Source organism: Klebsiella sp. BIGb0399 (assembly GCF_003752615.1).
Classification (GTDB): domain Bacteria; phylum Pseudomonadota; class Gammaproteobacteria; order Enterobacterales; family Enterobacteriaceae; genus Klebsiella; species Klebsiella lignicola.
Genome location: NZ_RKHT01000010.1, coordinates 219,290 through 240,881, shown reverse-complemented (window position 1 = coordinate 240,881; position 21,592 = coordinate 219,290). Strand labels below are relative to the sequence as shown.

The window sequence follows — 21,592 nt, the reverse complement described above, 5'->3', positions numbered from 1 at the left end:
ATTGGCGTCAGAACAAGGCGGCAAACGAAAGAGTCCCGGGGAGCTTACTGTAGTAAGTGACCCGGGTGAGTGAGCGCAGCCAACGCAGTAATGGCGTTAATTGAGAAGCGAAAATGAATTATCACCAGTACTACCCCGTAGATATCGTCAACGGGCCTGGAACACGCTGCACCCTGTTTGTCTCCGGCTGCGTCCATGAATGCCCCGGCTGCTACAACAAAAGCACCTGGCGGCTGAACTCCGGACAGCCTTTCACCCAGGAAATGGAAGACCGAATCATCGCCGACCTCAACGACACTCGTATCACCCGCCAGGGCCTGTCGCTCTCCGGCGGCGATCCGCTGCACCCGCAGAACGTGCCGCACATTCTGAAACTGGTGAAGCGCATTCACGCGGAGTGCAAAGGGAAAGATATCTGGATCTGGACCGGCTACAAACTGGCGGAGCTGGACGACGCGCAGATGGCGGTAGTGGATTTAATTAACGTGCTGATCGACGGCAAGTTTGTGCAGGATTTAAAAGACCCGGCGCTGATCTGGCGCGGCAGCAGCAATCAGGTGGTTCACCACCTGCGCTGAGTTAAAAGCGGCTGACGCACTCCATCGCCACCGTTTTAAACTCGTCAAAACTGCGGGTGGTGGCAAGACGGGCCATGGCGCGTTCGCGCAGGAAGGTCACGAAAATATCATAGATCGCCATCGCCTCTTCATACTCGCTCTTGCTGATCGCCAGCAAAAAGACGATATGCGCGGTTTCATCGCCCCAGGCGATGCCGTTCGGCGCAATCACGGTATAGACCACGGTTTTTTGCGCCAGCAGACCAAGGGCGTGAGGCAGCGCAATGCCGTCCCCCAGCATGGTGCTGACGATCGCTTCACGCTCCACCACCGAATCATGGAACCCGGCATCGACAAAACCTTCTTGCTGTAGCTGTTGGCACAGTTCGGCAAACAGCGTCTGCTGGTCGACAGGCGCGTCGATCACCCGAAAATGAGCCTCATCGAAATACTTATTCAGCACCCAGGGGCGAGTCCGGTCCACCAGCACCAGCTTGCCGATTTGGTCCAGTTGATAATCCGTCGGGAACGGCGCAATCGTCACTACCGGCTTATCTTTTTCGCCAATCCACACGGTAGAGACCACGAAATCTTCCGCGATGCTCTCCAGCTGCTCATATTCCCGCTGCGACAGCGTGGCGGCAATCTCAAGCTGCGGATACTTACGCTGCAAAATCGCCTCGATCATCCGCACCATCGCATTGCTGGTATCACACACCAGCAGCACCCGCGGCTGGCGCTGATAACCGATGTTGTAATGACGCTCCAGCCCGACGCCGACGTGCAGCACCAGGAAGCCAATTTCGTTTTCGCTAATGGTATAGGGGGTATATTTGCCCCAGCTGCTCACCGCCGCGAGGGTCATATCCCACGACATCGGATAGTGCTGCTTAATGTTATCGAGCAGCGGGTTGGGGATCATTATCTGGTAGCGCACCCGGGTGATCATGGTCTTAATGTGGGTCAGCAGGTCGGCATGCAGCTGGGCGTCGTCCAGCAGGTTGTAGTTATACTGGCTGTTGATGTAGTTCAGGATGTAGTTCACCAGCGCTTCGCCATCGTCGGCGCTGATGGTGCCCGGATCGACGTCCTGGACCTGACGGGCGGCGAGGTGGACGCACAGCCACTCTTCTTCCGCCAGCGAGAGGGTTTTCCCCGCCTGCTGCTGCAGGACCGCAGCCAGATCCCGTGCGGCATCCCGCACGTTCTGCGCCACGTCTTCGGCGCTAAACTCGGCCAACGGATAGCCCTGGCTCACGCGATGGACTACCACCGCGCTGTACAGCCGGATAAAGCGCTCCCCTTCATCGGTCAGGCGAACATGGTGGCGGGTCAGGATCTCCTGCAACACGCCCCCCAGCTGTTCCTGGACATCCGAATTTAACGCCTCTTCCCCCATCAGCGGATTCAACCCGCCCTGCTGCACCTGCTGCCACAGCAGATCGGTCAGGCAGGCGCGAATCGACACTTCGCTGCCGAACAAGCGCATGCCGTGACGCGGGCGCGTCTCCAGGGCCAGCTGATAGCGCTGAAAACGCTCGCGCACCTCGACCATGTCGTTTTGCAGGGTCGCGCGACTGACGAACCACTCGTCCGCCAGGTCTTCAAGCTTGATAGAGAACGCCGAGGTCAAAAAGCGCACCAGCAGAAAGTTGATGCGATCCTGGGCGGTGCGCGGGATATGCTGCGGCTTTGGCGCGCTCGCCTCCAGGGTCTGGTAGCGCGACGGATCGTCGATTTTCAGTTGATAGCCGCTGCCGCGGGTCAAAATAAATTGCGCGCCGTAATGCTCTAATAGCGCGTTCAGCGCGGTGATATCGGCGCGAACGGTACGGGTAGAAACCGACAGCCGCTGCGCCAGTTCATCCTGGGGCAGCGTTTCGTTTTGCAGCAAGGTAAACAGTTGCACTAAACGTTGGTTGGGAAATCGCATGTCAGTTCCTTCTCTTTACGGCTCACGGTTGAGCGGATATCACCATCTGTGACGGGCTGCCTACCGGGGTGTATTCCGGGGCAAAAGTCAGTTTGCCGCTCCTGGCCGCAACGCTAAAACGGGTAATATTATCACTGCGTTGGTTCATGACGTACAGCCATTGCCCCTGATTATCCAGCGTCAACGTGCGGGGGTAGTCGCCACGGGTCCAGATATCTTCCTGATGGCTCAGGCTGCCGTCGGCCAGCACGCTAAAGTGGGCAATACTGTTATGCAGACGGTTGGCGACATACAGCTGCTTACCGTCAGGGCTGAGTACCAGGCCCGCGGCGAAACTGGTGCCTTTGTACTCCTTCGGCAGCGCGGAGATGGTTTTGCCCTCACGCAGCAGCCCGCTTTTCTTATCAAGATGATAGAAGGTCAGCGTCGAGGCTTCTTCGTTAATCAGCCACAGGCCGTCGCCCTTCGGTGTAAAGACAAAGTGACGTGGTCCGGCGCCTTCCGACGATGCGGCAATAAACGGCGGATCGTTCGGCGTCAGAGTGCCGCTGCGGTTATCCAGCCGGTACTGATAGATACGATCCAGCCCCAGATCGGTGGAAAACACATACTGCCCACTCGGATCGGCGGCGATCATATGAGCGTGAGGACCGTTATGATCGCTAATGGCGAAGCTGCCCTCAACGGCCGCCGCCGGGCTTTCTGCTCCGGCCGGACCTTCGTCCTGGTGGCTATCCACCGCCTCGCCCAGGCTGCCATCGTCTTTCACCGGCAACACCGCAACCGAGCCGCTAACGTAGTTCGCCACCAGCAGATGGCGACCGTCCGGCGTCAGCGACAGATACACCGGCCCGGCCCCCGCCGAAGAGACCTGATTGAGATCGGTCAGTTCGCCATTGGATTCAACTCGCCACGCCTGCACCACGCCCTTTTCGACTTCACTGGCGGCATACAGGGTTTTACCATCCCGCGACACGGCGAGCTGCGCGACGTTCTGCAACGAACTGACCAGCGCTTTATCACGGAGCGCGCCGGTTTTACTGTCGACGGTAAACCGGTACAGCCCCTCCCCGTTGGGATTATAGGTACCTACCCAGGCATAATGGGTTTGCGCACAGGCGGTGGTAGCCAGCAGGGAAAGTGATGCAGCAAGCAGGTGACGAGCGGTTGGCATAACGACTCCTTGAGGGTGCAATAAGCTGTTTCCACGCGCACGTTTTGCGATCGGTACGTGCGCGCGGCGAGGATGACAATCCTACTTAACGAGCGCTTTAGTCATCTCCAGCAGCTGGCGAACGTCCGCCGGGCGGGTATGACCGCTTTCTTTATCAATAATAGAGCTATAAATGTGCGGGATAATTTTACTGACCCCGGCGTCCAGCGCAATCTGCAGAATTTCGCTGTAGTTCTCTAGGTCGATCCCGCCGGTCGGCTCCAGCCAGAAATCATGGCGGGCACAGGCCTGCGCCACTGCCAGAAACTCATCGCGATGCTTCAGGCCGCCCATCGGGAAGTATTTGATCGAGCTGCCGCCCATATCTTTCAACAGCGCGATGGCGGTTTCCAGCGGCACGATACCGTCTGGCGCCTTGCTGCTCAGCGGGCCGGTTGAGATCTTAACCATACCCGGCGTGCCGGTCGGCGAGACCAGACCGTTGACCACGGTATCATTCTGCCCCAGCAGCGCACGGCTGGTTGCGACCCCGGTAAAGACCTGGTTCACGTGCTGCGGCTGCACCTGGCGTGAAATTTCACTGACCATCGCCGACTGGTTCGGATCTCCCGCCCCCAGACCGACCGACAGCGCGTTATCGATAAGCTGCGCATATTCGCGCATATCCGCCACCGCACTCGCCACGTCAGGATAGTTCTTGGAGAGCACCCCCACCAGGACGTGACCTTCTGCCGCCTCGTAAATCTCACGTGCGTTCTCTTTGCTGCCCGCCAGGACGTTCAGGCAGACGCGGTCACGGTAAAAATTTGGGGTCAGTTTCATGCTTTTTTCTCCTTGTTCAGAACCTCGGCGATGCGACGAGCGACAATCTCCAGCTGCTGCGCGTTCACGCTGCGGACATCGGCTTCAATAATCCCTTCGTTAGCTTTGTAGCCACGGAAGTAGATAGCGTATTCACCCTGCTTTAATGCCTCCACCAGTTCGCCGGTAGCGATGCCGGTGACGGCCTCATCAAATTTAATTTCGGTACGGGCGATGTCACGCCCGGCGCTGTCCCAGACCACGCAGCCGGTCACCCCCTCAAGGGTATTGAGCTGGTTAATAAACGGCGTCATCTTGGCCACCATCTCATCACCGCTCTCTTTACGCGCCGTCAGGTAGTGTTCGATGGCGCAGGTCAGGCCGAGGATCCCCTCTTTACCCACTTTCATCGCCCGGCCAATGCCCGCCGACTGGCGTTTCACCCACTCGACGTACTGGGTTTTGCCGACCACCAGACCGCTGGTCGGCCCTTCAATCGCTTTCGCGCCGCTGTAAATCACCAGGTCAGCGCCGGCGCGGTAGTAGCATTGCAGATCTTCTTCCGCGGCTGCATCGACGATCAACGGCAGGTTATGTTTACGCGCCACCACTACCGCCTGTTCGACGCTGAGCATGCTTTTCTGTACGCAGTGGTGCGATTTAATGTACAGAATCGCCGCCGTGCGCGGAGTGATCGCCGCCGCCAGCTGGTCGGCGGAACATTCGTTGGCGTAGCCCGCTTCCACCAGCTTGCCGCCCCCCAGCGCCACCATCGAGCCGACCGGCGCGCCGAAGTTAACGTTGTGGCCTTTCGGCAGCACGATTTCATTGTTTTCGATCGGCGTGACGTGCAGGTTTTCCAGCAGCCAGGCGCTGTTTTTCACCAGCACCGCCGCAACCGACTGGGCAATCCCCGCTGAGGCGCAGGAGACGACGGTAGCGCCTTCCACTTCCAGCAGATTCGCAATGTATTCGCCGGTCTTGTTCACCAGGTCTTTCATTTCGAAGTAGTGATTCATGCCGCTCATCACCGCATCCACCACCTCAGGGCGCGGCGTGGAAACGCCCAGCGCCGTCATGCGACCGGATGTATTAATGACTTGTTTTAAATTGTATTTCTCAAAAATTGAAGGCATTTTCCGCACTCCCTTGTTCGGTCAGATAGCCCTTGCCTGCGCGAATCGCGGCAAGCGGCACCAGAATATTGTCAGCCTGCAGGCTCTCTTTTTCCGCGTCGACCAGCAGCGTTGGCGCATGCTCGACGGTAAACAGCGTTAAATCGGCATCAAAACCGACTGCCAGCCGCCCTTTGTGCTTCAGGCGCAGCCCGTCTGCGGCCCCGGCGGTCACGCAGTCAATGACCTGCGGCAGCGACATGCCGATGGCGAGAAACTTCGACATCACCAGCGCCAGCGAGCGGACCGGGCCGTCGATGCGGTTACGACAGTAAATATCGGAACTGATGGTATGCGGCAGGATCCCCATCGCAATGGCCCGACGCGCCACCTCGAAGCTGAAGCTGGCGGTACCGTGGCCGACATCCAGTCGTACGCCGCGCTGTAGCGCGCGGGTGATCGAAGCGCGCAGCTCGCCGGAAGGCGCCAGGATGCGGTTCGGTTTGCCGTTATAGCAGTGGGTAATGATGTCGCCTGCGCTCAGCAGGTCGGCAATCTCATCGAGGTTCGGTGGGTTATTGCCGATATGCACCATCAGCGGCAGATCGCCGTTTTCCTGCTGAATAGTTTTCGCCCGCTCAAGCGGGGTAATGCCGTTTTCGCCGACCACGCTGCTGCTCATGCGCGCTTTCAGGCCAACGATAAAATCCGGATGGCGTTTGACCGCCTGCTGTACCGCCTCGGCATCGATGTTGGCCATGTTGGCCAGTTCATTCTGGGCAATCAGTCCGACACGGGAGATATTGAGCAGCGCATAGACCTCGGTCGCCGCCTCGCGGGTCAGCTGATAAAAGTCATCAACATCGTCCGCGCCGGTGCTGCCGGCATCGATCACGGTGGTGACGCCGCAGGCCACGCCGACGCTATCCGGCTGGTCGTGATAAATCGGTGAGTTCGGGTAGCAGTGGACGTGGGAATCAATCCAGCCGGCGCTGACATAGTAACGCCCCTGCAGCTCGATGGTTTTGTGCGATGGCGCGTTAATCTCGCCCAGCGCGGCAATTTTTCCGTCCTGGATGGCAATATCGGTCAGGGTATCGTCGACGAGGCGCGCACGGCGCAGGAGTAAATCAAACATACGTATCTCCTGTTAAGGCGGGCGCCTGAGCGCCCGTGAATATCAAAGCGCAACCGGGAAGATGGAACCTAAAATCATCGCCCCGAGGATCGCGCCGCCGGTAATCGGCTTCTGCCAGATGTAAAACAGCAGCGCCCCGAGCAGAGAACCGATGCCGATAGGAATAGAGGCGGTCATCGCGCTGAGGATAATCAACGGCCCGAGGAAGCGGCCAGAGGCGTTACCCGCGCCCATCATGACGTCGGCGCCGTAGGTCGAGTTGCTCTGGTTAACCGTGAACTTACGCGCCAGGATGATGATGTAGCCAATCGCCAGGCCGATAATCAGGCCGGTTGCCAGGGAAGCGGCGAAGTTCGCTACCGGGAAAATAATACCCGCGCCCAGCAGCAGCGCCGGCACGCCGAGGCCGACCCCGGTCTGGATCGCCCCGCCGATATCAAGAATACCGACCAGCGAACCTTCGATGATACGAGCGAACAGGAAGCTCGCGCCAAACGCCGCCACCGCACCGTACACGCCGGTGTCGATCCCGGATTTCAGCATCGCCACGAAGGCGACTTCGTTAAACGCGCCGATACCGTAGAGGTAGTACATGTGGGTCCCGGCGAACACGCCGGAAGAGAGCAGGCCGACAAAGATCGGGAATGACCAATCCGCGTACCAAAAACCTTTATTCTGTTCCATGCGTTATCCCCTTATTTGCCGCTCAGCGCGCTATGCAGCAGATCCAGCCAGTTCGGCACGGTCATGTGGAAGGACTCAATCATCTTCATGTCGAATCCACGGAAGAAGCCACTCAGCACGAACAGGGCGATAATGGCCGTCATCATGATTTTGGTGACGCGGTTCCAGCCGGCGTCTTCAACGCCTTTACCGATCAGAATGCCCAGTACCAGACCCGGTACGGCGTTACCCATAATCAGTTGCGCGGCGCCGCCGAAAATAGTGGCCCAGAAGCCTGATTTCTTACCGGCATCGATTGCGGCTAACCAGAAGATAACCGGCATGATGATGTTCACCAGCAGGTTGGCCGCAGGCACCAGCACTTTTACCGCCGTAACCTGTAACGCTTCCGGTACTGCGGAGGCCGTGGAGTTAAGGAATGCCACCACCACCATGCCGATAAAGCCGCAGGCAATGGCCATTTTCTTCGGATCGTGCAGAGTTTCTGCCACGTTGCGATTTTTGAGCATCAGGGCTGAGGCGCCCCAGTGCGGGATAATGCGGTGGTCAACGTCCTGGGTGAAAGCACCCGCTGCGACGGACGATGCCCAGGCGTTAAAGAAGAAGCCCAGACCAAAGGAGAAATGGGAAGCCGGATCGCCCTCACAGGAATTCAGCTCGCCCAAGGTACGAAACGCCCCCATCCCCTGCGTGGTAGGCGCATGAAACATGCGTGCCGCTCCGGCGCCCACACCGACGCCGACCAGGCCGCCGATAATGAGCGATTTTATTAAAATTATCAGGAACATAGTTTAACCCTATGATGAGTTTCAGGTTTGCGTGACAAAATCCACTTGATCAACATTAATGGCCGTCACGGTGACGGTGACCTCCAGCTCCACGCTGTAGGTCCGTCGTTCACGGCGCAAAAAGAAGAACAGAAATGCTTCTTTACGCACCGCTTCACGCGCATGAACAACCTTCACATCCTGTGGCTCAATACGCAGTAAGATCTGCGGTGAGGTGCCCATCACCGCTGCTTGTACATGGTTCAGGGCATCGGCAAAGGCGCGCGTTTTGCTTTCGCCTTTGCCCTTGACGCTCACCGTGGTGGTGAATTGTTCTTTCATGCTCACGCGCCGTATTTCTTTTTCCAGGCTTCTACCAGGCGCTCGCCCAGCTCTTCTTTATCCATAAAGCCGAAACCCAGTACGTTGTAGCCTTCGTTGATGGCGGTCACGCCTTCATCCACGGAACGCATGCCATATTTCGCTTTATAGCCATGCTTGTTTTGCGCGGTAATCGCCCCTGCGCCACCGCTGCCGCAGAAGGAGATGCCAAAGGTGGCATTCTCGGCTTTCATCACGTCACCCAGCTTCATATCCGCAGCAACGCCCGGAACCACCACGGCACGTGCGCCGGCTTTTTCTGCACCTGCAGCGACTTTTTGTCCTTTTCCCAGACGATCGCCGATTACGATAGTAATTTGTTCCATTTTTTACTCCTTACAGGTTGTCTTTTGCGACTTCGAAGTGGACTGACAGCAGCCAGGACTCTTCTTCTGGCAGGTTGCCAAATTCCGCGACCACTTCGCGAGCAAGCATCATTGAATCTTCTGAAATCTCTTCAAACAGACTGGCATCCACTTCCGGCAGCGGCTCGCCGCTAATCGACCGGTGGGCCATTGCCCGGACGTGGGAAGTCAGCATCTGCTCCTGGACGGCGTTGGGGATGATATTGCGACGACTTAACAGTGCATAAACCTGCTGCAGCATCTTCTCAGCCAGCAGCTCAGTTTGCGTCGCCTGCTCCCCTACGTCGTTTATTACCGCTCCGTTATTCACTTGTGTTACCCCGTTGATGTCTCTGGGGATAAAACTAGCGCCGAGGGGCTGGAGTTTGTAGCGAGTTGTTTTCCACTTCGAAGTGGAAAGGCGGACGGAGAGCGTGATCGATTGCACAAAATTGCCCTTATCGGCGCGTTTTCGGCGAAATCACGTGATGGCTATCACAAGAAAATTCCAGCGCGACAAGCAGCGGCGGCCGGGATAACCATAAAAGAAAAAGGGAAAAGTGTGAGGTCGATGGGGTTTTACAGCGAGAGAGGTGCAGGAGACATCGATGGATGCCTCCTGAAACAGAACTTAGCGGTACTTCTTATGGTAGGTGTTGCGGGTCGTTTTAAACTCTTCCGCGGCGGCCTGCGCCTCTTTCACCTTCCCTTCGTTCGCCAGCTTCAGCGCACCGTCGATCTGGCCAATCAGGATATCCAGACCGTGGCGGTAATCGTTCATTTCGGCGCTGTCCGCGGCTTTACCTTCCAGCTTCGGCGGCGTGTCTTGCTTCGCATCGACGGCAGCAGTGCGCATTTTGGTCAGCGCGGCTTTCAGTTCGCCAGCATCGGAGGTTTTCTGCACCACCTGCAGGTTTTCTGCAAGGGTATCCATATCTTCGCCCAGGTCCGCCGCGAACGCCGACACGGAGCTCATCGCCAGCGCTGAGACAGCCAGCATTGCTAACAGTTTTTTACGCATTGCTCACTTCCTTTTTTATTATTTAAGCACAAGGAAAAGGCGCCTCATGGGCGCCCTTCTATACCCGTTCTACTTCAAGCTGCATCTTGAATGATCCGGTATATCACACCGTTACTGCCCGGCGATTTTCATCTCTGGCAGCAGCACGGAACCACACTGGATATTGCTGCGGGTTTCGATATCGTCACCGACGGTCACGATATTACGCCACATATCTTTCAGATTTCCTGCAATGGTGATTTCACTGACCGGATACTGAATTTCACCGTTCTCAACCCAGAAACCGGATGCGCCGCGTGAATAATCACCGGTCACGCCACTGACACCCTGCCCCATCAATTCGGTAACGACAAGTCCGGTGCCCATCTCTTTAAGCAACTTTTCAAAACTCAGGCCGCGGCCGTTGATCCGCCAGTTGTGGATGCCGCCCGCGTGTCCGGTGCTGGTCATGCCCAGCTTACGCGCCGAGTAGTTGGTCAGCAGCCACTGGGTCAGCACGCCATCTTTAATGATGTCGCGGCGTTCCGTTCGCACGCCTTCGCTGTCAAACGGCGTGGAGGCCAGGCCTTTCAGCAGATGTGGGTGCTCTTCAATGGTCAGCCACTCCGGCAGGATCTGCTGACCGAGAGAGTCCAGCAGGAAGGTCGATTTGCGATAGACCGCGCCGCCGGCAATTGCGCCGACGAGGTGACCAAACAGCCCGGTAGCCACTTCGTTGGCAAAAATCACCGGTGCTTTCATGGTCGAAAGCTTGCGCGGCGCCAGGCGCGACAACGTCCGACGGGCGCACTCGTCACCGACCCACTCCGGCGTCTGCAAATCTTCAATCGCGCGGCCGATGGTGTAGGCGTAATCGCGCTCCATGTCACCGTTCTCTTCGGCGATCACGCAGCTGGAGAGCGAATGACGGGTTGAGCAGTAGCTCTGCAACATGCCGTGGCTGTTGCCGAATACCTTAATGCCGTAGTGGCTGTTGAAGCTGCCGCCTTCGGTATTGGTGATGCGTTTGTCGGCCTGCAGCGCCACTTGTTCAGCACGAGAGGCCAGCTCAATCGCCTGATCCGGGGTCACTTCCGCCGGGTGGAACAGGTCGAGATCCGGGGCGTCAAAGGCCAGCAGGGCTTTATCTGCCACACCTGCAAACGGATCCGGTGAGGTGTAGCGGGCGATATCCAGTGCCGCCTGCACCGTGCGGGCAATGGCCTGCGGGCTGAGGTCGGTGGAGGAGGCGCTGCCCTTGCGGTTCTGATGATAAACGGTGATGCCTAACGCACCATCGCTGTTAAATTCGACGTTCTCCACCTCGCCGTAGCGGGTGCTGACACTGATGCCGGTGGTTTTGCTGACGGAGACTTCCGCGCCGTCTGATTTGCCTGCCGCCAGTTCCAGCGCCGTGGTCACGGCCTCTTCCAGCGCCTTGCGCTGTTGTGCAACTTGAGAGATGACTTTCATCGCTAATGCCATAATGTAGGAAGGAGTTAATTGAAGTCTAACAGAGAACCGTTTTTCAGTGCGCGCCTTAACTGGTAACATTAGCCTCTTTTTTTAAGGAGCCTGAGATGACAAAGCAGCCCGATGACTGGCTCGACGACGTTCCCGGTGATGACGTCGAAGATGAAGACGATGAAATTATCTGGGTCAGTAAAAGTGAAATTAAACGTGACGCGGAAGAACTAAAGCGTCTTGGCGCCGAAATGGTAGAGCTTGGGAAGAACGCGCTGGATAAGATCCCGCTCGATACCGACCTGCGTGACGCCATTGAACTCGCCCAACGTATCAAGAAAGAAGGTCGCCGCCGCCAGATGCAGCTGATTGGTAAAATGCTGCGCAGCCGCGATGTCGATCCGATTCGCCAGGCGTTAGATAAGCTGAAGAACCGCCACAACCAACAGGTTGCGCTGTTCCATAAGCTGGAGATGATTCGCGACCGTCTGATTGCCGAAGGCGATGACGCGGTACCGGAAGTATTGAATCTGTGGCCTGACGCCGACCGTCAGCAGCTGCGCTCGCTGATCCGTAACGCGAAGAAAGAGAAAGAAGGCAACAAGCCGCCAAAATCCGCGCGCCTGATCTTCCAGTATCTGCGTGAGCTGGCCGAAGGCGAAAACTAATCCCTTTCCGCCACCCCGGTCACATCGTGCGGCCGGGGAATGCCCCGGATGGCGGCGCCCTGCGCCTTATCCGGGCTACCATCCCGCACCATACCGGTAGTACCTGGAGTATCTGTAGCCCGGTCAGCGTAGCGCCATCGGGGAACATCCCGCACCGTACCTGTAGTACCTGTAGCCCGGTCAGCGCAGCGCCACCGGGGAACCTCCCGCACCGTACCCGTAGTACCTGTAGCCCGGTCAGCGCAGCGCCACCGGGGGAATGCCCTGGATAGCGACGCCCTGCGCCTTATCGGGGCTACGGTTTCTGTATGCCCACTCCGGCCATCACCTGCTGGTGTAAATCCTGCGCGAAACGCTGATATTGCCCGGCATCGATCGCCTGCGGGTAGCTCAGCACCAGCAATTCATGATCGGCCAGCCCCGCATGATAGGTCGGATGACAATGCGGCCAGCGGTTAGCATGAAAACCCATCGTTTCATAAAAACGCAGACGCCGACGGGCAATCTCCGTGGTTAACGGATCGATTTCCAGAATGGTCAGCGGCGCACGCTTGAGAATGTCAGCCAACAAGCGCTTGCCGTAGCCACGAGAGCGCAGCGTAGCGTCAATCGCCAGATGTTCAATATAGCAGTAGCCAGCAAACTGCCAGCAGCCGCTCAGGCCGATAAACACGTCCCCATCAAACCATGCTTCCAGCGCGTAGTGCGGATCGCACAGCGCCTGCTGCCTGGCCGCCGGTTCCCGCTGCTCATGCCACGGAAACGCCCTGGCATACAGGGCATCCACAGCAGGAAAGTGCGGCGAGTCGGTCGCGGTGATGTGTCGCGATATGAGCATAAGGGCATCCATTCCTGAGGCACAAAAAGAAATCTGCCCTCACAAGGAGGGCAGAGAGAGGCGCGTGTGGCGGTTATTCTGCCGCCGCAGCCTTGCTTGCCAGCTTATCCAGCAGCTTCTGATGAATGCCGCCGAAGCCGCCGTTGCTCATCACCAGAATGTGGTCGCCCGGATGTGCGGTTTTGACCACCATATCGGCCAGCACATCGACATCGGCGCTCCAGTGCGCCGGCTGGACGCAGGCTTCCGCCACTTCCGCAACCTGCCACGGAATATGCTGAGGCTGCAGCAGGAACACTTCATCGGCGCGCCCCAGGGACGGCGCCAGATCGTCTTTGCAGACGCCCATTTTCATGGTGTTGGAGCGCGGTTCCAGCACGGCGAGGATCCGCGCGGTGCCACCGACTTTACCGCGCAGCGCCTGCAGGGTAGCCAGAATCGCCGTCGGGTGATGGGCAAAATCGTCATACACGGTGACGCCGTTGGCTTCACCGCGCAGTTCAAGACGACGGCGGGCGTTGATAAAGCCGCCCAGCGCCTGGGCCGCATCGGCCGGCAACACGCCAACATGACGAGCCGCGGCAATCGCCATCAGACCGTTATGCATGTTGTGTTCGCCCACCAGATCCCACTTCACTTCCCCGGCTTTCTCACCGTCGAGCCAGACTTCCCACTGTGACGCATCGGCATTCAGCTTCTTCGCCTGCCAGTGGCCCTGTTCGCCCACCAGCTCTTGCTCGCTCCAGCAGCCCATCGCCATAGTCTGTTTCAGATTGATGTCGTTTTCCGGCAGGATAATTTTGCCCTGACCCGGCACGATGCGCACCAGATGGTGGAACTGCTTCTGGATAGCCTTCAGGTCGTCAAAGATATCCGCGTGATCGAACTCAAGGTTATTGAGGATCAGCGTGCGCGGGCAGTAATGAACGAATTTGGAGCGTTTATCGAAGAAGGCGCAGTCGTACTCATCCGCTTCGATAACAAAGAACGGGCTGTCGCCCAGACGGGCGGAAACGTCAAAGTTACCCGGTACGCCGCCAATCACGAAACCTGGCTTATAGCCACAGGCTTCGAGGATCCACGTTGCCATTCCGGCGGTGGTGGTTTTACCGTGGGTGCCGGCAACCGCCACAACCCAGCGATCGCGCAGGACGAAATCATGCAGCCACTGCGGGCCGGACATGTACGGAATGTTGGTTTCCAGCACCGCTTCCACGCACGGATTACCGCGCGTCATCGCGTTACCAATGATCACCAGATCCGGCCGAGGCTCCAGCTGGCTGGCATCATATCCTTGAATTAAATTGATCCCCTGGTTTTCCAGCAGGGTACTCATTGGCGGATAGACGTTAGCATCCGACCCCGTTACCTCATGACCGAGGGAGCGAGCCAGCATGGCCAGTCCCCCCATAAACGTGCCACAGATACCTAAAATATGAATGCGCATTCGTCGTTTCCCTTTTTCATCTGGCGCACATTTTACCCATATGTATGGCATCAGAGAAATGCATTTCAGGCGATTCCGTTTTTTGCTGGCGCGATTCACCAGTGCGAACTTTTTTTATTCTTTGTTAAGATTGTTGCGTTCGTTTTACTTCACATAAACATGCAGGGAACGGGTTATGAAAACGTTAGGTGAATTTATTGTCGAAAAGCAACACGAGTTCTCCCACGCAACCGGCGAGCTTACTGCTTTGTTGTCGGCGATAAAGTTAGGCGCCAAGATCATCCACCGCGATATCAACAAGGCCGGTCTGGTCGATATCCTGGGTGCCAGCGGTGCTGAAAACGTCCAGGGTGAGGTTCAGCAAAAACTCGACCTGTTCGCCAATGAAAAATTAAAGGCCGCACTGCGAGCACGCGATATCGTGGCGGGGATCGCCTCCGAAGAAGAAGATGAAATCGTGGTCTTTGAAGGTTGTGAACACGCGAAATACGTGGTGCTCATGGACCCTCTGGATGGCTCCTCTAACATCGACGTTAACGTCTCTGTGGGGACGATCTTCTCCATCTATCGTCGCATAACCCCGGTAGGTACGCCGGTCACCGTTGAAGATTTCCTGCAGCCGGGCAGCCAGCAGGTCGCTGCCGGCTATGTGGTGTACGGCTCCTCGACCATGCTGGTCTATACGACCGGCTGCGGCGTCCACGCCTTCACCTACGACCCTTCCCTCGGCGTGTTCTGCCTCTCCCAGGAGCGCATGCGCTTCCCGGAAAAAGGCAATACTTACTCCATTAACGAAGGGAACTACATCAAGTTCCCGATGGGCGTGAAGAAGTACATCAAGTTCTGCCAGGAAGAAGACACCGGCACCCAGCGTCCGTACACCTCGCGCTATATCGGTTCACTGGTAGCGGATTTCCACCGCAACCTGCTGAAAGGCGGCATCTACCTGTACCCAAGCACCGCCAGCCACCCGGAAGGCAAGCTGCGTCTGCTGTACGAATGCAACCCGATGGCGTTCCTCGCGGAGCAAGCGGGCGGTAAAGCCAGCGACGGTAAAGAGCGCATTCTGGATATCGTCCCGACCAGCCTGCACCAGCGCCGTTCTTTCTTCGTCGGTAACGACCATATGGTTGAAGACGTCGAGAACCTCATCAAAGCGTTCCCGGACGCCTAAGCTATCCCTTCCCCTCCCGTCCGGGAGGGGAATATTCCGCTAACGATGTGCCGTCCCGCTCACCCGCGTGACCGGAGAGTTCTGGCGGTTTTCCCACAGCACCGTCAATCCGCGCTGCAGCGCGATGAAAATAAACAGCAGAATGCCGATGGCAATTTTCGTCCACCACGAGCTCAGCGTGCCGTCGAAGTTAATGTAGGTCTGAATCAGCCCCTGAATCGCCACCCCGAACAACGTCCCCAGCACCGTTCCCACGCCGCCGCTCAGCAGCGTACCGCCAATCACCACCGAGGCAATAGCATCCAGCTCCACGCCGACCCCGGCGAGCGCATAGCCGGCCTGGGTGTAGACCGAGAACACGATCCCCGCCAGCGTCGCCAGCCCGGTGGAGAGCATATAAATACGAATGGTGGTGCTCCGGGTCGAAATGCCCATCAGATTGGCCGAGGTGGCGCTGCCGCCAATGGCATAAACCTCGTTGCCGAAACGGGTACGGTGCGCCATAAATATCCCCGCCACCACCACCAGCAACATCAGCAGCCCCATCGCGCTCAGGCGCCCGCCGCCGGGGATCATCCACGCCAGATCGGACAGCGTGTCGTAGACCGGATGGTTAATCGGGATCGACTCCTCAGACACCAGATAGCTGACGCCACGCAGAAAGAACATGCCGGCGAGGGTAATGATAAAGGCCGGAATTTTTAGCGCGTCGATCAGCAGCCCCATAAAGGCACCAAACGCGCAGCCCATCATCAGCACCAGCGGAAAAGCCAGCAGCGGGTTGATCCCCCAGCTACCAATGGCTTTTGCCAGGAACACGCCGGTGAATGCGATCACCGACCCGACCGAGAGATCGATCCCGCCAGAGAGGATCACAAAGGTCATCCCGACGGCAATGATGCCAAGAAAGGCGTTATCGGTCAGGATGTTGCAGATAACCCGCGTCGAGGCAAACCCCGGAAACTGGGTCAGGCAATACAGGTAGCCCAGCACGAACACGGCCAGGGTGATCATCAACGGTAAATTACGTTTTATCATGGCCGCGCACCCCTTTAAGTAAACCGATAAAGCGCGGCGACTGGACGATCAACACGCACAGTACCACCACCGCTTTGACGACCTGATTCATCTCCGGCGGGAAGCCCGACAGCAGGATCCCGGTATTCATTCCCTGGATGATCAACGCGCCCACCACCGACAGCAGCAGGTTAAAGCGCCCGCCCATCAGTGATCCGCCGCCGATCACCACCGCAAGGATCGCGTCCAGCTCCAGCCACAGTCCGGCGTTATTAGCATCGGCGCCACGAATATCCGCCGCCACGATCACCCCGGCGATCGCCGCACAGATGCCGCTCAGCACATAGGCCAGCATCACGACGATCCGCGTATTCACCCCGGCGTTTTTCGCTGCCCGAATGTTGATCCCCACCGCTTCGATAAACATGCCCAGCGCCGTTTTGCGGGTGAACAACCAGAACAGCAGCAGCGTGGCGGCGGCGATCAGCACCGGCGTTGGTAGCAGAAACAGCGAGCCGCTGCCGAGCCACGCCAGATGCGGCGAATCGAAGGTGACGATCTGCCCGGCGGTGATCAACTGCGCGACCCCGCGCCCGGCCACCATCAGGATCAGCGTCGCCACGAAGGGCTGGATCTTGAGGATCGCTACCAGAATGCCGTTCCATAGCCCCGCCAGCGCCCCTGCCGCCAGCGCGGTCAACAGCACCACCGGCAGGGCATGCCCGGCGACGGTCATCGAGGCTGCCGTGGCGCCGGCAATCGCCATCACCGCCCCCACCGACAGGTCAATCCCGCCGGTCGCGATAACCAGCGTCATGCCGATCGCCAGCAGTGCCACCGGCGCCGCGCGGTTGAGAATATCAATGGGGCTGCCGAACAGACGCCCGTCCTGCAGCACAATCTGAAAGAAGTGCGGTGCCACAAGGCTATCCACCACCAGTACCAGCACCAGGGCGATAATTTGTGGCATGCCTTTCGGCCAGTTGAAGCGCCGTTTTGGCTGGCCGGTTTGGGGAAGAGATCCTGGCATCATGGGTTACTCCTTATGCCGCAATAGCGTTCATGATCGCCGGGACGGAGAGCTCCGCCAGCGGGATCTCCGCGACCTGCTTGCGATCGCGCATAATAATCACCCGATCGGCATAGCCCACCAGCTCTTCCAGCTCCGAGGAGATCACCAGCAGCGCCAGGCCATCGGCGCACAGGGTTTCAATCAGGCGAATAATCTCCGCATGCGCGCCGACATCAATGCCGCGCGTCGGTTCATCGAGGATCAGGAACTGCGGTTTGGTCAGCAGCCAGCGGGAAAGCAGCACCTTCTGCTGGTTGCCGCCGGAGAGAAACTCGATCGGCTGTTCCGCGCTGGGAGTGCGGATCCCCAGCTGGCGAATAAAGCGTTCGGCAATGTCATTTTGTTCACGCCGTGGGATCGGCCGTAACCAGCCGCGCTGAGCCTGCAGCGCCAGCACGATATTTTCCCGCACCGAAGCCGCAGCAATAATGCCGTCGGTTTTACGATCTTCGGGGCAGAAACCAATCCCCAGGCACGAGGCCTGATGCGGCGAACGCAGCCCCTGCGGTTTACCTTTGATCCACGCGTTCCCGCTGTCCGCCGGTTTAATCCCGAAGATCACTTCGGCAGTTTCGGTGCGCCCGGATCCCAGCAGCCCCGCCAGGCCGACGATTTCGCCGGGGCGAACTTCGAGGTCAAACGGCGCGATGACCCCCTTCTTGCCGTAGCCGGCAAAGGCGGCAACCGGCTTATCGCTAAGCAGAGTGCGGCCCGCGCGGTGCAACGCATCATGCTCCAGCTCGCGGCCAAGCATCATCTTCACCAGCTCAATCTGCGGCAGCTCGCGGGTTTCCCGACAGCCGACAAACCCGCCGTTGCGCAGGACGGTGATCCGGTCACTGACGGCATATACCTGGTCGAGGAAATGGGTGACGAAAATCAGGCTGACGCCGTCGTCACGCAGCTGGCGCATCAGGGTGAAGAGCATCTCCACCTCCTGGGTATCCAGACTGGCGGTGGGTTCATCAAGGATCAGCACTTTCGCCGACAGGTCAATCGCCCGGCAGATGGCGACAATTTGCTGCATCGCGACCGAAAAGCGGTTCAGGGGTTCGCGCACGTCGAGGGAAAAACCGTAGGATTCCATCAGCGCGGTGGCGCGCCTTTCCATCTCTTTGCGCCGCAGCAGGCCAAAACGACGCGGTTCACGGCCGATAAACAGGTTATCCGCCACCGACATGTTCGGCAGCAGGTTCACTTCCTGATAGACCGTGCCGATCCCCAACTGCTGGGCATGAGCGGTATTCTTTGGCGATATTTCCTGCCCTTCCAGCCAGATCGCCCCACGATCGGCGTGGTAGACGCCGGTGAGGGCTTTAATCAGCGTCGACTTACCGGCCCCGTTTTCACCGAGCAGGGCCATGATTTCGCCGCGTCGTAGGTTAAAATTGACGTTATCCAGCGCTTTGACGCCGGGGAAAAACTTGCTGAGCCCTTCCGTGCGAAGGATTTCCTGATGTGATTCGCCGTTCATGATCTCCCCTCACCTTTGCCCTCTCCTGTTGGGAGGAGAGGGAGCTCAGCCGTACTTTAGCAATCGGGATAATCCCGGAGGCGGCGCGACGCGCCTGTCCGGGCTACCCGATCCGTCGACGGCGGTGAACCTGTCGCCCGGTAAGCGGAGCGTCACCGGGAACGTGGCCTGTTTTTCGCTACTCAGTAGCCCATGTTTTTCTTCTTCTCTAACTCTTCTTTCGCCGTGTCCGGCAGATACAGCGTCGATTTGGTAATGGTCAGCTTCTCAGGCAGCGTGCCGTCTTTTTTATATTTCTCCAGTGCATCAAACGCCGGCCCGGCCATATTTGGCGTCAGCTCGACGCTGGCATTCGCTTCGCCCGCCATCATCGCTTTATAAATATCCGGTACGCCGTCGATGGAGCCGGTCAGAATATCTTTGCCCGGTTTCAGACCCGCTTCTTTAATGGCCTGGATGGCGCCAATCACCATGTCATCGTTGTGCGCGTAGACCATGCAGATGTTCTTGCCGTTGTTCTCCGCTTTAATAAAGCTCTCCATGACCTCTTTACCTTTACTGCGGGTAAAGTCACCGGACTGCGAGCGGATAATCTTGATGTTCGACGCCTTCGCTATCGCCTCGGCAAAGCCTTTCTTACGGTCAATCGCCACGCTCGCGCCCACGGTGCCCTGCAGCTCGACGACGTTACACGGTTTGCCGTCGACCGTTTTCACCAGCCAGTCGCCAATCAGCTGACCTTCCAGCACGTTATTGGCGGTAACGGTGGTCATGTAGAGATCTTTGTCTTTAACATCAATCGAGCGGTCGAGCAGGAACACCGGGATTTTGGCCTGTTTGGCTTCTTTCAACACCGGCTCCCAGCCGGTCGCAACCACCGGAGCGATAAAGATCGCGTCGACGCCCTGAGCAATAAAGGAGCGGACGGCTTTAATCTGGTTTTCCTGTTTTTGCTGGCCGTCGGCAATCTTCAGAGTGATACCGCGTTTCGCGGCTTCCTCTTTCGCCACGTTGGTTTCAGCGGCACGCCAGCCGGATTCAGACCCGACCTGTGAAAATCCTACGGTCAGAGGGGCAGCCATCGCCATAGACGACATAGCTGCGGAAACTGCTGTGACAAGAAGTAAGCGCTTCCACATAAAAAGATCCTCGTAGGGTAACGTTGAGTGAAATCGTCATCTGCGGACAAACTATAGACAACCCGTGATGTAACTGAATGCGTTACATCACACTTCGAAAAAGTAAATTAAATGTTAAAGAGCGGGGTTTATGGCAGCTGAGAGCGGATAAGGCTTCGCGCAAAGCGCCGCCACCGACGTACGCGGAGAAATTTTTCCCATCTTGAGAAATCAAACAGATGCAATGTAAGCGGTTACATTAATTTATTCAGGATGCGGCTATGTTTATGGATTTTAAGGTTGTTTTTTGCGGGAAAATTCAGACAACCGGAGGGTGCGCGGAACAAAAAGAAGCGAAGACATTCGATGTGAGTTGGCTATAATACCCGGCACTTGTTTGCCATACATTTTAAAGGAAACAGACATGAGCTTACTCAACGTACCTGCGGGTAAAGATCTGCCGGAAGATATCTACGTCGTGATCGAAATCCCGGCGAATGCAGATCCTATCAAATACGAAGTCGACAAAGAGAGCGGTGCACTGTTCGTTGACCGTTTCATGTCCACCGCGATGTTCTATCCGTGCAACTACGGCTACATCAACCACACCCTGTCCCTGGACGGTGACCCGGTAGACGTGCTGGTCCCGACGCCGTATCCGCTGGAGCCAGGCTCTGTGATCCGCTGCCGTCCGGTTGGCGTGCTGAAGATGACCGACGAATCTGGTGAAGATGCGAAACTGGTTGCTGTACCGCACACCAAGCTGAGCAAAGAGTACGATCACATCAAAGATGTGAACGACCTGCCAGAACTGCTGAAAGCCCAGATCACCCACTTCTTCGAGCACTACAAAGACCTCGAAGCGGGCAAATGGGTTAAGGTTGACGGTTGGGACAATGCTGAAGCAGCGAAAGCTGAAATCATTGCTTCCTTCGAGCGCGCTAAGAAGTAATTCTGCCGCACTCAGGTTAGCGAAAAACACCGCCTCAGGGCGGTGTTTTTGTTTCTGCCGCGGGCCGCTTTCCCGGGTGGCGGCGGGCGACAAAAAAACAACGCCACCCGAAGGTGGCGTTGCCGTTGTTAATACTGGTCTCTGTCTAACCAGTTACCGCTCTCTATCAACGTAAAGCCCTCTACGGGCCGCTGATAGACATACATCCACGCACTGCCATAAGGCGTCTGGATCAAGTGACGTGCGTACTCACCGCCTTTGGTGCGTAGCGCGTCCAGTTCGGCCAGCGTTGATGCGTCAATACGATACACTTCACCATGTACTGTGCCTTCGCCCGGCACCGCGCCTGGATAGTGGCCCAGACTGTACAGCTGATAATCGTTGACACTATGATCGCCCAGCCACTGAGCGTTAGTCATCCAGTGGCTGTTGCCTTGTTTGCGTCGTAAACTGCCGTAAACAAATATTCGCATT

23 protein-coding genes are annotated in these 21,592 nt (G+C 57.5%); 4 read left to right on the top strand and 19 right to left on the bottom strand.

Translation table 11 applies throughout. From position 1 onward, the window contains the following. Positions 1-113 precede the first annotated feature (113 nt). The gene (gene nrdG / locus EDF82_RS23620; RefSeq protein WP_123757901.1) at positions 114-578 is read left to right on the top strand and encodes an anaerobic ribonucleoside-triphosphate reductase-activating protein; all 465 of its coding nucleotides are present in this window, start codon (positions 114-116) and stop codon (positions 576-578) included. Between the two features lies 1 nt (position 579). On the opposite strand, the gene EDF82_RS23615 is transcribed toward nrdG, so the two are convergent. The 12 genes from EDF82_RS23615 to pmbA all read right to left on the bottom strand — a co-directional run bounded on the left by EDF82_RS23615 (position 580) and on the right by pmbA (position 11,379). After that, positions 580-2,490, bottom strand: coding sequence for a transcription antiterminator (locus tag EDF82_RS23615; protein WP_123757900.1), 1,911 nt, complete (start codon positions 2,488-2,490; stop codon positions 580-582). Positions 2,491-2,512: 22 nt separating this feature from the next. After that, on the bottom strand, positions 2,513-3,664 hold the full coding sequence (locus EDF82_RS23610) for a lactonase family protein (protein WP_123757899.1): 1,152 nt from the start codon (positions 3,662-3,664) through the stop codon (positions 2,513-2,515). An 81-nt stretch (positions 3,665-3,745) separates the two neighbouring features. Further along, a complete protein-coding gene (locus EDF82_RS23605; protein ID WP_123757898.1) occupies positions 3,746-4,486 on the bottom strand; it encodes a KDGP aldolase family protein in 741 nt (246 codons plus the stop codon). Beyond that, positions 4,483-5,601 (bottom strand): DgaE family pyridoxal phosphate-dependent ammonia lyase, encoded by a 1,119-nt coding sequence (locus EDF82_RS23600; RefSeq protein ID WP_123757897.1) that lies wholly within the window; start codon positions 5,599-5,601, stop codon positions 4,483-4,485. The genes EDF82_RS23605 and EDF82_RS23600 overlap by 4 nt, the downstream gene beginning before the upstream one ends. Further along, a complete protein-coding gene (locus EDF82_RS23595) occupies positions 5,585-6,718 on the bottom strand; it encodes an amidohydrolase/deacetylase family metallohydrolase (protein WP_123757896.1) in 1,134 nt (377 codons plus the stop codon). The genes EDF82_RS23600 and EDF82_RS23595 overlap by 17 nt, the downstream gene beginning before the upstream one ends. Before the next feature lie 42 nt (positions 6,719-6,760). Beyond that, positions 6,761-7,402 (bottom strand): DUF4310 family protein, encoded by a 642-nt coding sequence (locus EDF82_RS23590; RefSeq protein WP_123757895.1) that lies wholly within the window; start codon positions 7,400-7,402, stop codon positions 6,761-6,763. 11 nt (positions 7,403-7,413) lie between these two features. Beyond that, on the bottom strand, positions 7,414-8,190 hold the full coding sequence (locus tag EDF82_RS23585) for a DUF4311 domain-containing protein (protein WP_123757894.1): 777 nt from the start codon (positions 8,188-8,190) through the stop codon (positions 7,414-7,416). Positions 8,191-8,211: 21 nt separating this feature from the next. Then, the gene (locus EDF82_RS23580; RefSeq protein WP_123757893.1) at positions 8,212-8,511 is read right to left on the bottom strand and encodes a DUF4312 family protein; all 300 of its coding nucleotides are present in this window, start codon (positions 8,509-8,511) and stop codon (positions 8,212-8,214) included. A 2-nt stretch (positions 8,512-8,513) separates the two neighbouring features. Continuing rightward, positions 8,514-8,876 (bottom strand): SFCGS family glycine-rich protein, encoded by a 363-nt coding sequence (locus tag EDF82_RS23575; RefSeq protein WP_123757892.1) that lies wholly within the window; start codon positions 8,874-8,876, stop codon positions 8,514-8,516. Positions 8,877-8,886: 10 nt separating this feature from the next. Further along, on the bottom strand, positions 8,887-9,225 hold the full coding sequence (locus EDF82_RS23570; protein WP_123757891.1) for a glycine dehydrogenase: 339 nt from the start codon (positions 9,223-9,225) through the stop codon (positions 8,887-8,889). A 300-nt stretch (positions 9,226-9,525) separates the two neighbouring features. Further along, on the bottom strand, positions 9,526-9,915 hold the full coding sequence (gene cybC / locus EDF82_RS23565) for a cytochrome b562 (RefSeq protein WP_123757890.1): 390 nt from the start codon (positions 9,913-9,915) through the stop codon (positions 9,526-9,528). A 111-nt stretch (positions 9,916-10,026) separates the two neighbouring features. Further along, positions 10,027-11,379: a metalloprotease PmbA gene (gene pmbA, locus EDF82_RS23560; RefSeq protein ID WP_123757889.1), complete on the bottom strand. Its 1,353-nt coding sequence runs from the start codon at positions 11,377-11,379 to the stop codon at positions 10,027-10,029. 95 nt (positions 11,380-11,474) lie between these two features. On the opposite strand from pmbA, the gene yjgA reads away from it, so the two are divergent. Beyond that, complete coding sequence (gene yjgA / locus EDF82_RS23555; protein WP_123757888.1) at positions 11,475-12,026, top strand: ribosome biogenesis factor YjgA; 552 nt, start codon at positions 11,475-11,477, stop codon at positions 12,024-12,026. A gap of 295 nt (positions 12,027-12,321) precedes the next feature. On the opposite strand, the gene EDF82_RS23550 is transcribed toward yjgA, so the two are convergent. Together EDF82_RS23550 and mpl are read right to left on the bottom strand one after the other, a co-directional pair. Continuing rightward, positions 12,322-12,864: a GNAT family N-acetyltransferase gene (locus EDF82_RS23550; RefSeq protein WP_123757887.1), complete on the bottom strand. Its 543-nt coding sequence runs from the start codon at positions 12,862-12,864 to the stop codon at positions 12,322-12,324. Between the two features lie 73 nt (positions 12,865-12,937). Next, the gene (mpl, locus tag EDF82_RS23545; RefSeq protein ID WP_123757886.1) at positions 12,938-14,311 is read right to left on the bottom strand and encodes a UDP-N-acetylmuramate:L-alanyl-gamma-D-glutamyl-meso-diaminopimelate ligase; all 1,374 of its coding nucleotides are present in this window, start codon (positions 14,309-14,311) and stop codon (positions 12,938-12,940) included. Positions 14,312-14,486: 175 nt separating this feature from the next. On the opposite strand from mpl, the gene fbp reads away from it, so the two are divergent. Further along, positions 14,487-15,485, top strand: a complete 999-nt coding sequence (fbp, locus tag EDF82_RS23540; RefSeq protein WP_123757885.1) for a class 1 fructose-bisphosphatase — start codon at positions 14,487-14,489, stop codon at positions 15,483-15,485. Positions 15,486-15,524: 39 nt separating this feature from the next. Here the strand turns inward: fbp and yjfF are convergent, their stop codons facing one another. From yjfF to ytfQ, 4 genes are all read right to left on the bottom strand, one after another. Then, positions 15,525-16,523: a galactofuranose ABC transporter, permease protein YjfF gene (gene yjfF / locus EDF82_RS23535; protein ID WP_123757884.1), complete on the bottom strand. Its 999-nt coding sequence runs from the start codon at positions 16,521-16,523 to the stop codon at positions 15,525-15,527. Further along, positions 16,510-17,535 (bottom strand): galactofuranose ABC transporter, ATP-binding protein YtfT, encoded by a 1,026-nt coding sequence (ytfT, locus tag EDF82_RS23530; RefSeq protein WP_123757883.1) that lies wholly within the window; start codon positions 17,533-17,535, stop codon positions 16,510-16,512. Before ytfT ends, yjfF begins: the two co-directional genes overlap by 14 nt. Before the next feature lie 10 nt (positions 17,536-17,545). After that, on the bottom strand, positions 17,546-19,048 hold the full coding sequence (gene ytfR / locus EDF82_RS23525; RefSeq protein WP_123757882.1) for a galactofuranose ABC transporter, ATP-binding protein YtfR: 1,503 nt from the start codon (positions 19,046-19,048) through the stop codon (positions 17,546-17,548). A 182-nt stretch (positions 19,049-19,230) separates the two neighbouring features. Further along, on the bottom strand, positions 19,231-20,187 hold the full coding sequence (gene ytfQ, locus EDF82_RS23520) for a galactofuranose ABC transporter, galactofuranose-binding protein YtfQ (protein ID WP_123757881.1): 957 nt from the start codon (positions 20,185-20,187) through the stop codon (positions 19,231-19,233). A gap of 403 nt (positions 20,188-20,590) precedes the next feature. On the opposite strand from ytfQ, the gene ppa reads away from it, so the two are divergent. Beyond that, a complete protein-coding gene (ppa, locus tag EDF82_RS23515; RefSeq protein WP_123757880.1) occupies positions 20,591-21,118 on the top strand; it encodes an inorganic diphosphatase in 528 nt (175 codons plus the stop codon). 128 nt (positions 21,119-21,246) lie between these two features. Here ppa and EDF82_RS23510 read toward each other — a convergent pair whose 3' ends face one another. Further along, positions 21,247-21,591: a gamma-glutamylcyclotransferase gene (locus tag EDF82_RS23510; protein WP_123757879.1), complete on the bottom strand. Its 345-nt coding sequence runs from the start codon at positions 21,589-21,591 to the stop codon at positions 21,247-21,249. Between the last annotated feature and the right edge of the window lies 1 nt (position 21,592).

What these genes read in the sequence shown, in the direction of transcription:
- nrdG (WP_123757901.1), top strand. Translation starts at nt 114, where the DNA reads ATGAATTATCACCAGTACTACCCCGTAGATATCGTCAACGGGCCTGGA.
- EDF82_RS23615 (WP_123757900.1), bottom strand. Translation starts at nt 2,490, where the DNA reads ATGCGATTTCCCAACCAACGTTTAGTGCAACTGTTTACCTTGCTGCAA.
- EDF82_RS23610 (WP_123757899.1), bottom strand. Translation starts at nt 3,664, where the DNA reads ATGCCAACCGCTCGTCACCTGCTTGCTGCATCACTTTCCCTGCTGGCT.
- EDF82_RS23605 (WP_123757898.1), bottom strand. Translation starts at nt 4,486, where the DNA reads ATGAAACTGACCCCAAATTTTTACCGTGACCGCGTCTGCCTGAACGTC.
- EDF82_RS23600 (WP_123757897.1), bottom strand. Translation starts at nt 5,601, where the DNA reads ATGCCTTCAATTTTTGAGAAATACAATTTAAAACAAGTCATTAATACA.
- EDF82_RS23595 (WP_123757896.1), bottom strand. Translation starts at nt 6,718, where the DNA reads ATGTTTGATTTACTCCTGCGCCGTGCGCGCCTCGTCGACGATACCCTG.
- EDF82_RS23590 (WP_123757895.1), bottom strand. Translation starts at nt 7,402, where the DNA reads ATGGAACAGAATAAAGGTTTTTGGTACGCGGATTGGTCATTCCCGATC.
- EDF82_RS23585 (WP_123757894.1), bottom strand. Translation starts at nt 8,190, where the DNA reads ATGTTCCTGATAATTTTAATAAAATCGCTCATTATCGGCGGCCTGGTC.
- EDF82_RS23580 (WP_123757893.1), bottom strand. Translation starts at nt 8,511, where the DNA reads ATGAAAGAACAATTCACCACCACGGTGAGCGTCAAGGGCAAAGGCGAA.
- EDF82_RS23575 (WP_123757892.1), bottom strand. Translation starts at nt 8,876, where the DNA reads ATGGAACAAATTACTATCGTAATCGGCGATCGTCTGGGAAAAGGACAA.
- cybC (WP_123757890.1), bottom strand. Translation starts at nt 9,915, where the DNA reads ATGCGTAAAAAACTGTTAGCAATGCTGGCTGTCTCAGCGCTGGCGATG.
- pmbA (WP_123757889.1), bottom strand. Translation starts at nt 11,379, where the DNA reads ATGGCATTAGCGATGAAAGTCATCTCTCAAGTTGCACAACAGCGCAAG.
- yjgA (WP_123757888.1), top strand. Translation starts at nt 11,475, where the DNA reads ATGACAAAGCAGCCCGATGACTGGCTCGACGACGTTCCCGGTGATGAC.
- EDF82_RS23550 (WP_123757887.1), bottom strand. Translation starts at nt 12,864, where the DNA reads ATGCTCATATCGCGACACATCACCGCGACCGACTCGCCGCACTTTCCT.
- mpl (WP_123757886.1), bottom strand. Translation starts at nt 14,311, where the DNA reads ATGCGCATTCATATTTTAGGTATCTGTGGCACGTTTATGGGGGGACTG.
- fbp (WP_123757885.1), top strand. Translation starts at nt 14,487, where the DNA reads ATGAAAACGTTAGGTGAATTTATTGTCGAAAAGCAACACGAGTTCTCC.
- yjfF (WP_123757884.1), bottom strand. Translation starts at nt 16,523, where the DNA reads ATGATAAAACGTAATTTACCGTTGATGATCACCCTGGCCGTGTTCGTG.
- ytfT (WP_123757883.1), bottom strand. Translation starts at nt 17,535, where the DNA reads ATGATGCCAGGATCTCTTCCCCAAACCGGCCAGCCAAAACGGCGCTTC.
- ytfR (WP_123757882.1), bottom strand. Translation starts at nt 19,048, where the DNA reads ATGAACGGCGAATCACATCAGGAAATCCTTCGCACGGAAGGGCTCAGC.
- ytfQ (WP_123757881.1), bottom strand. Translation starts at nt 20,187, where the DNA reads ATGTGGAAGCGCTTACTTCTTGTCACAGCAGTTTCCGCAGCTATGTCG.
- ppa (WP_123757880.1), top strand. Translation starts at nt 20,591, where the DNA reads ATGAGCTTACTCAACGTACCTGCGGGTAAAGATCTGCCGGAAGATATC.
- EDF82_RS23510 (WP_123757879.1), bottom strand. Translation starts at nt 21,591, where the DNA reads ATGCGAATATTTGTTTACGGCAGTTTACGACGCAAACAAGGCAACAGC.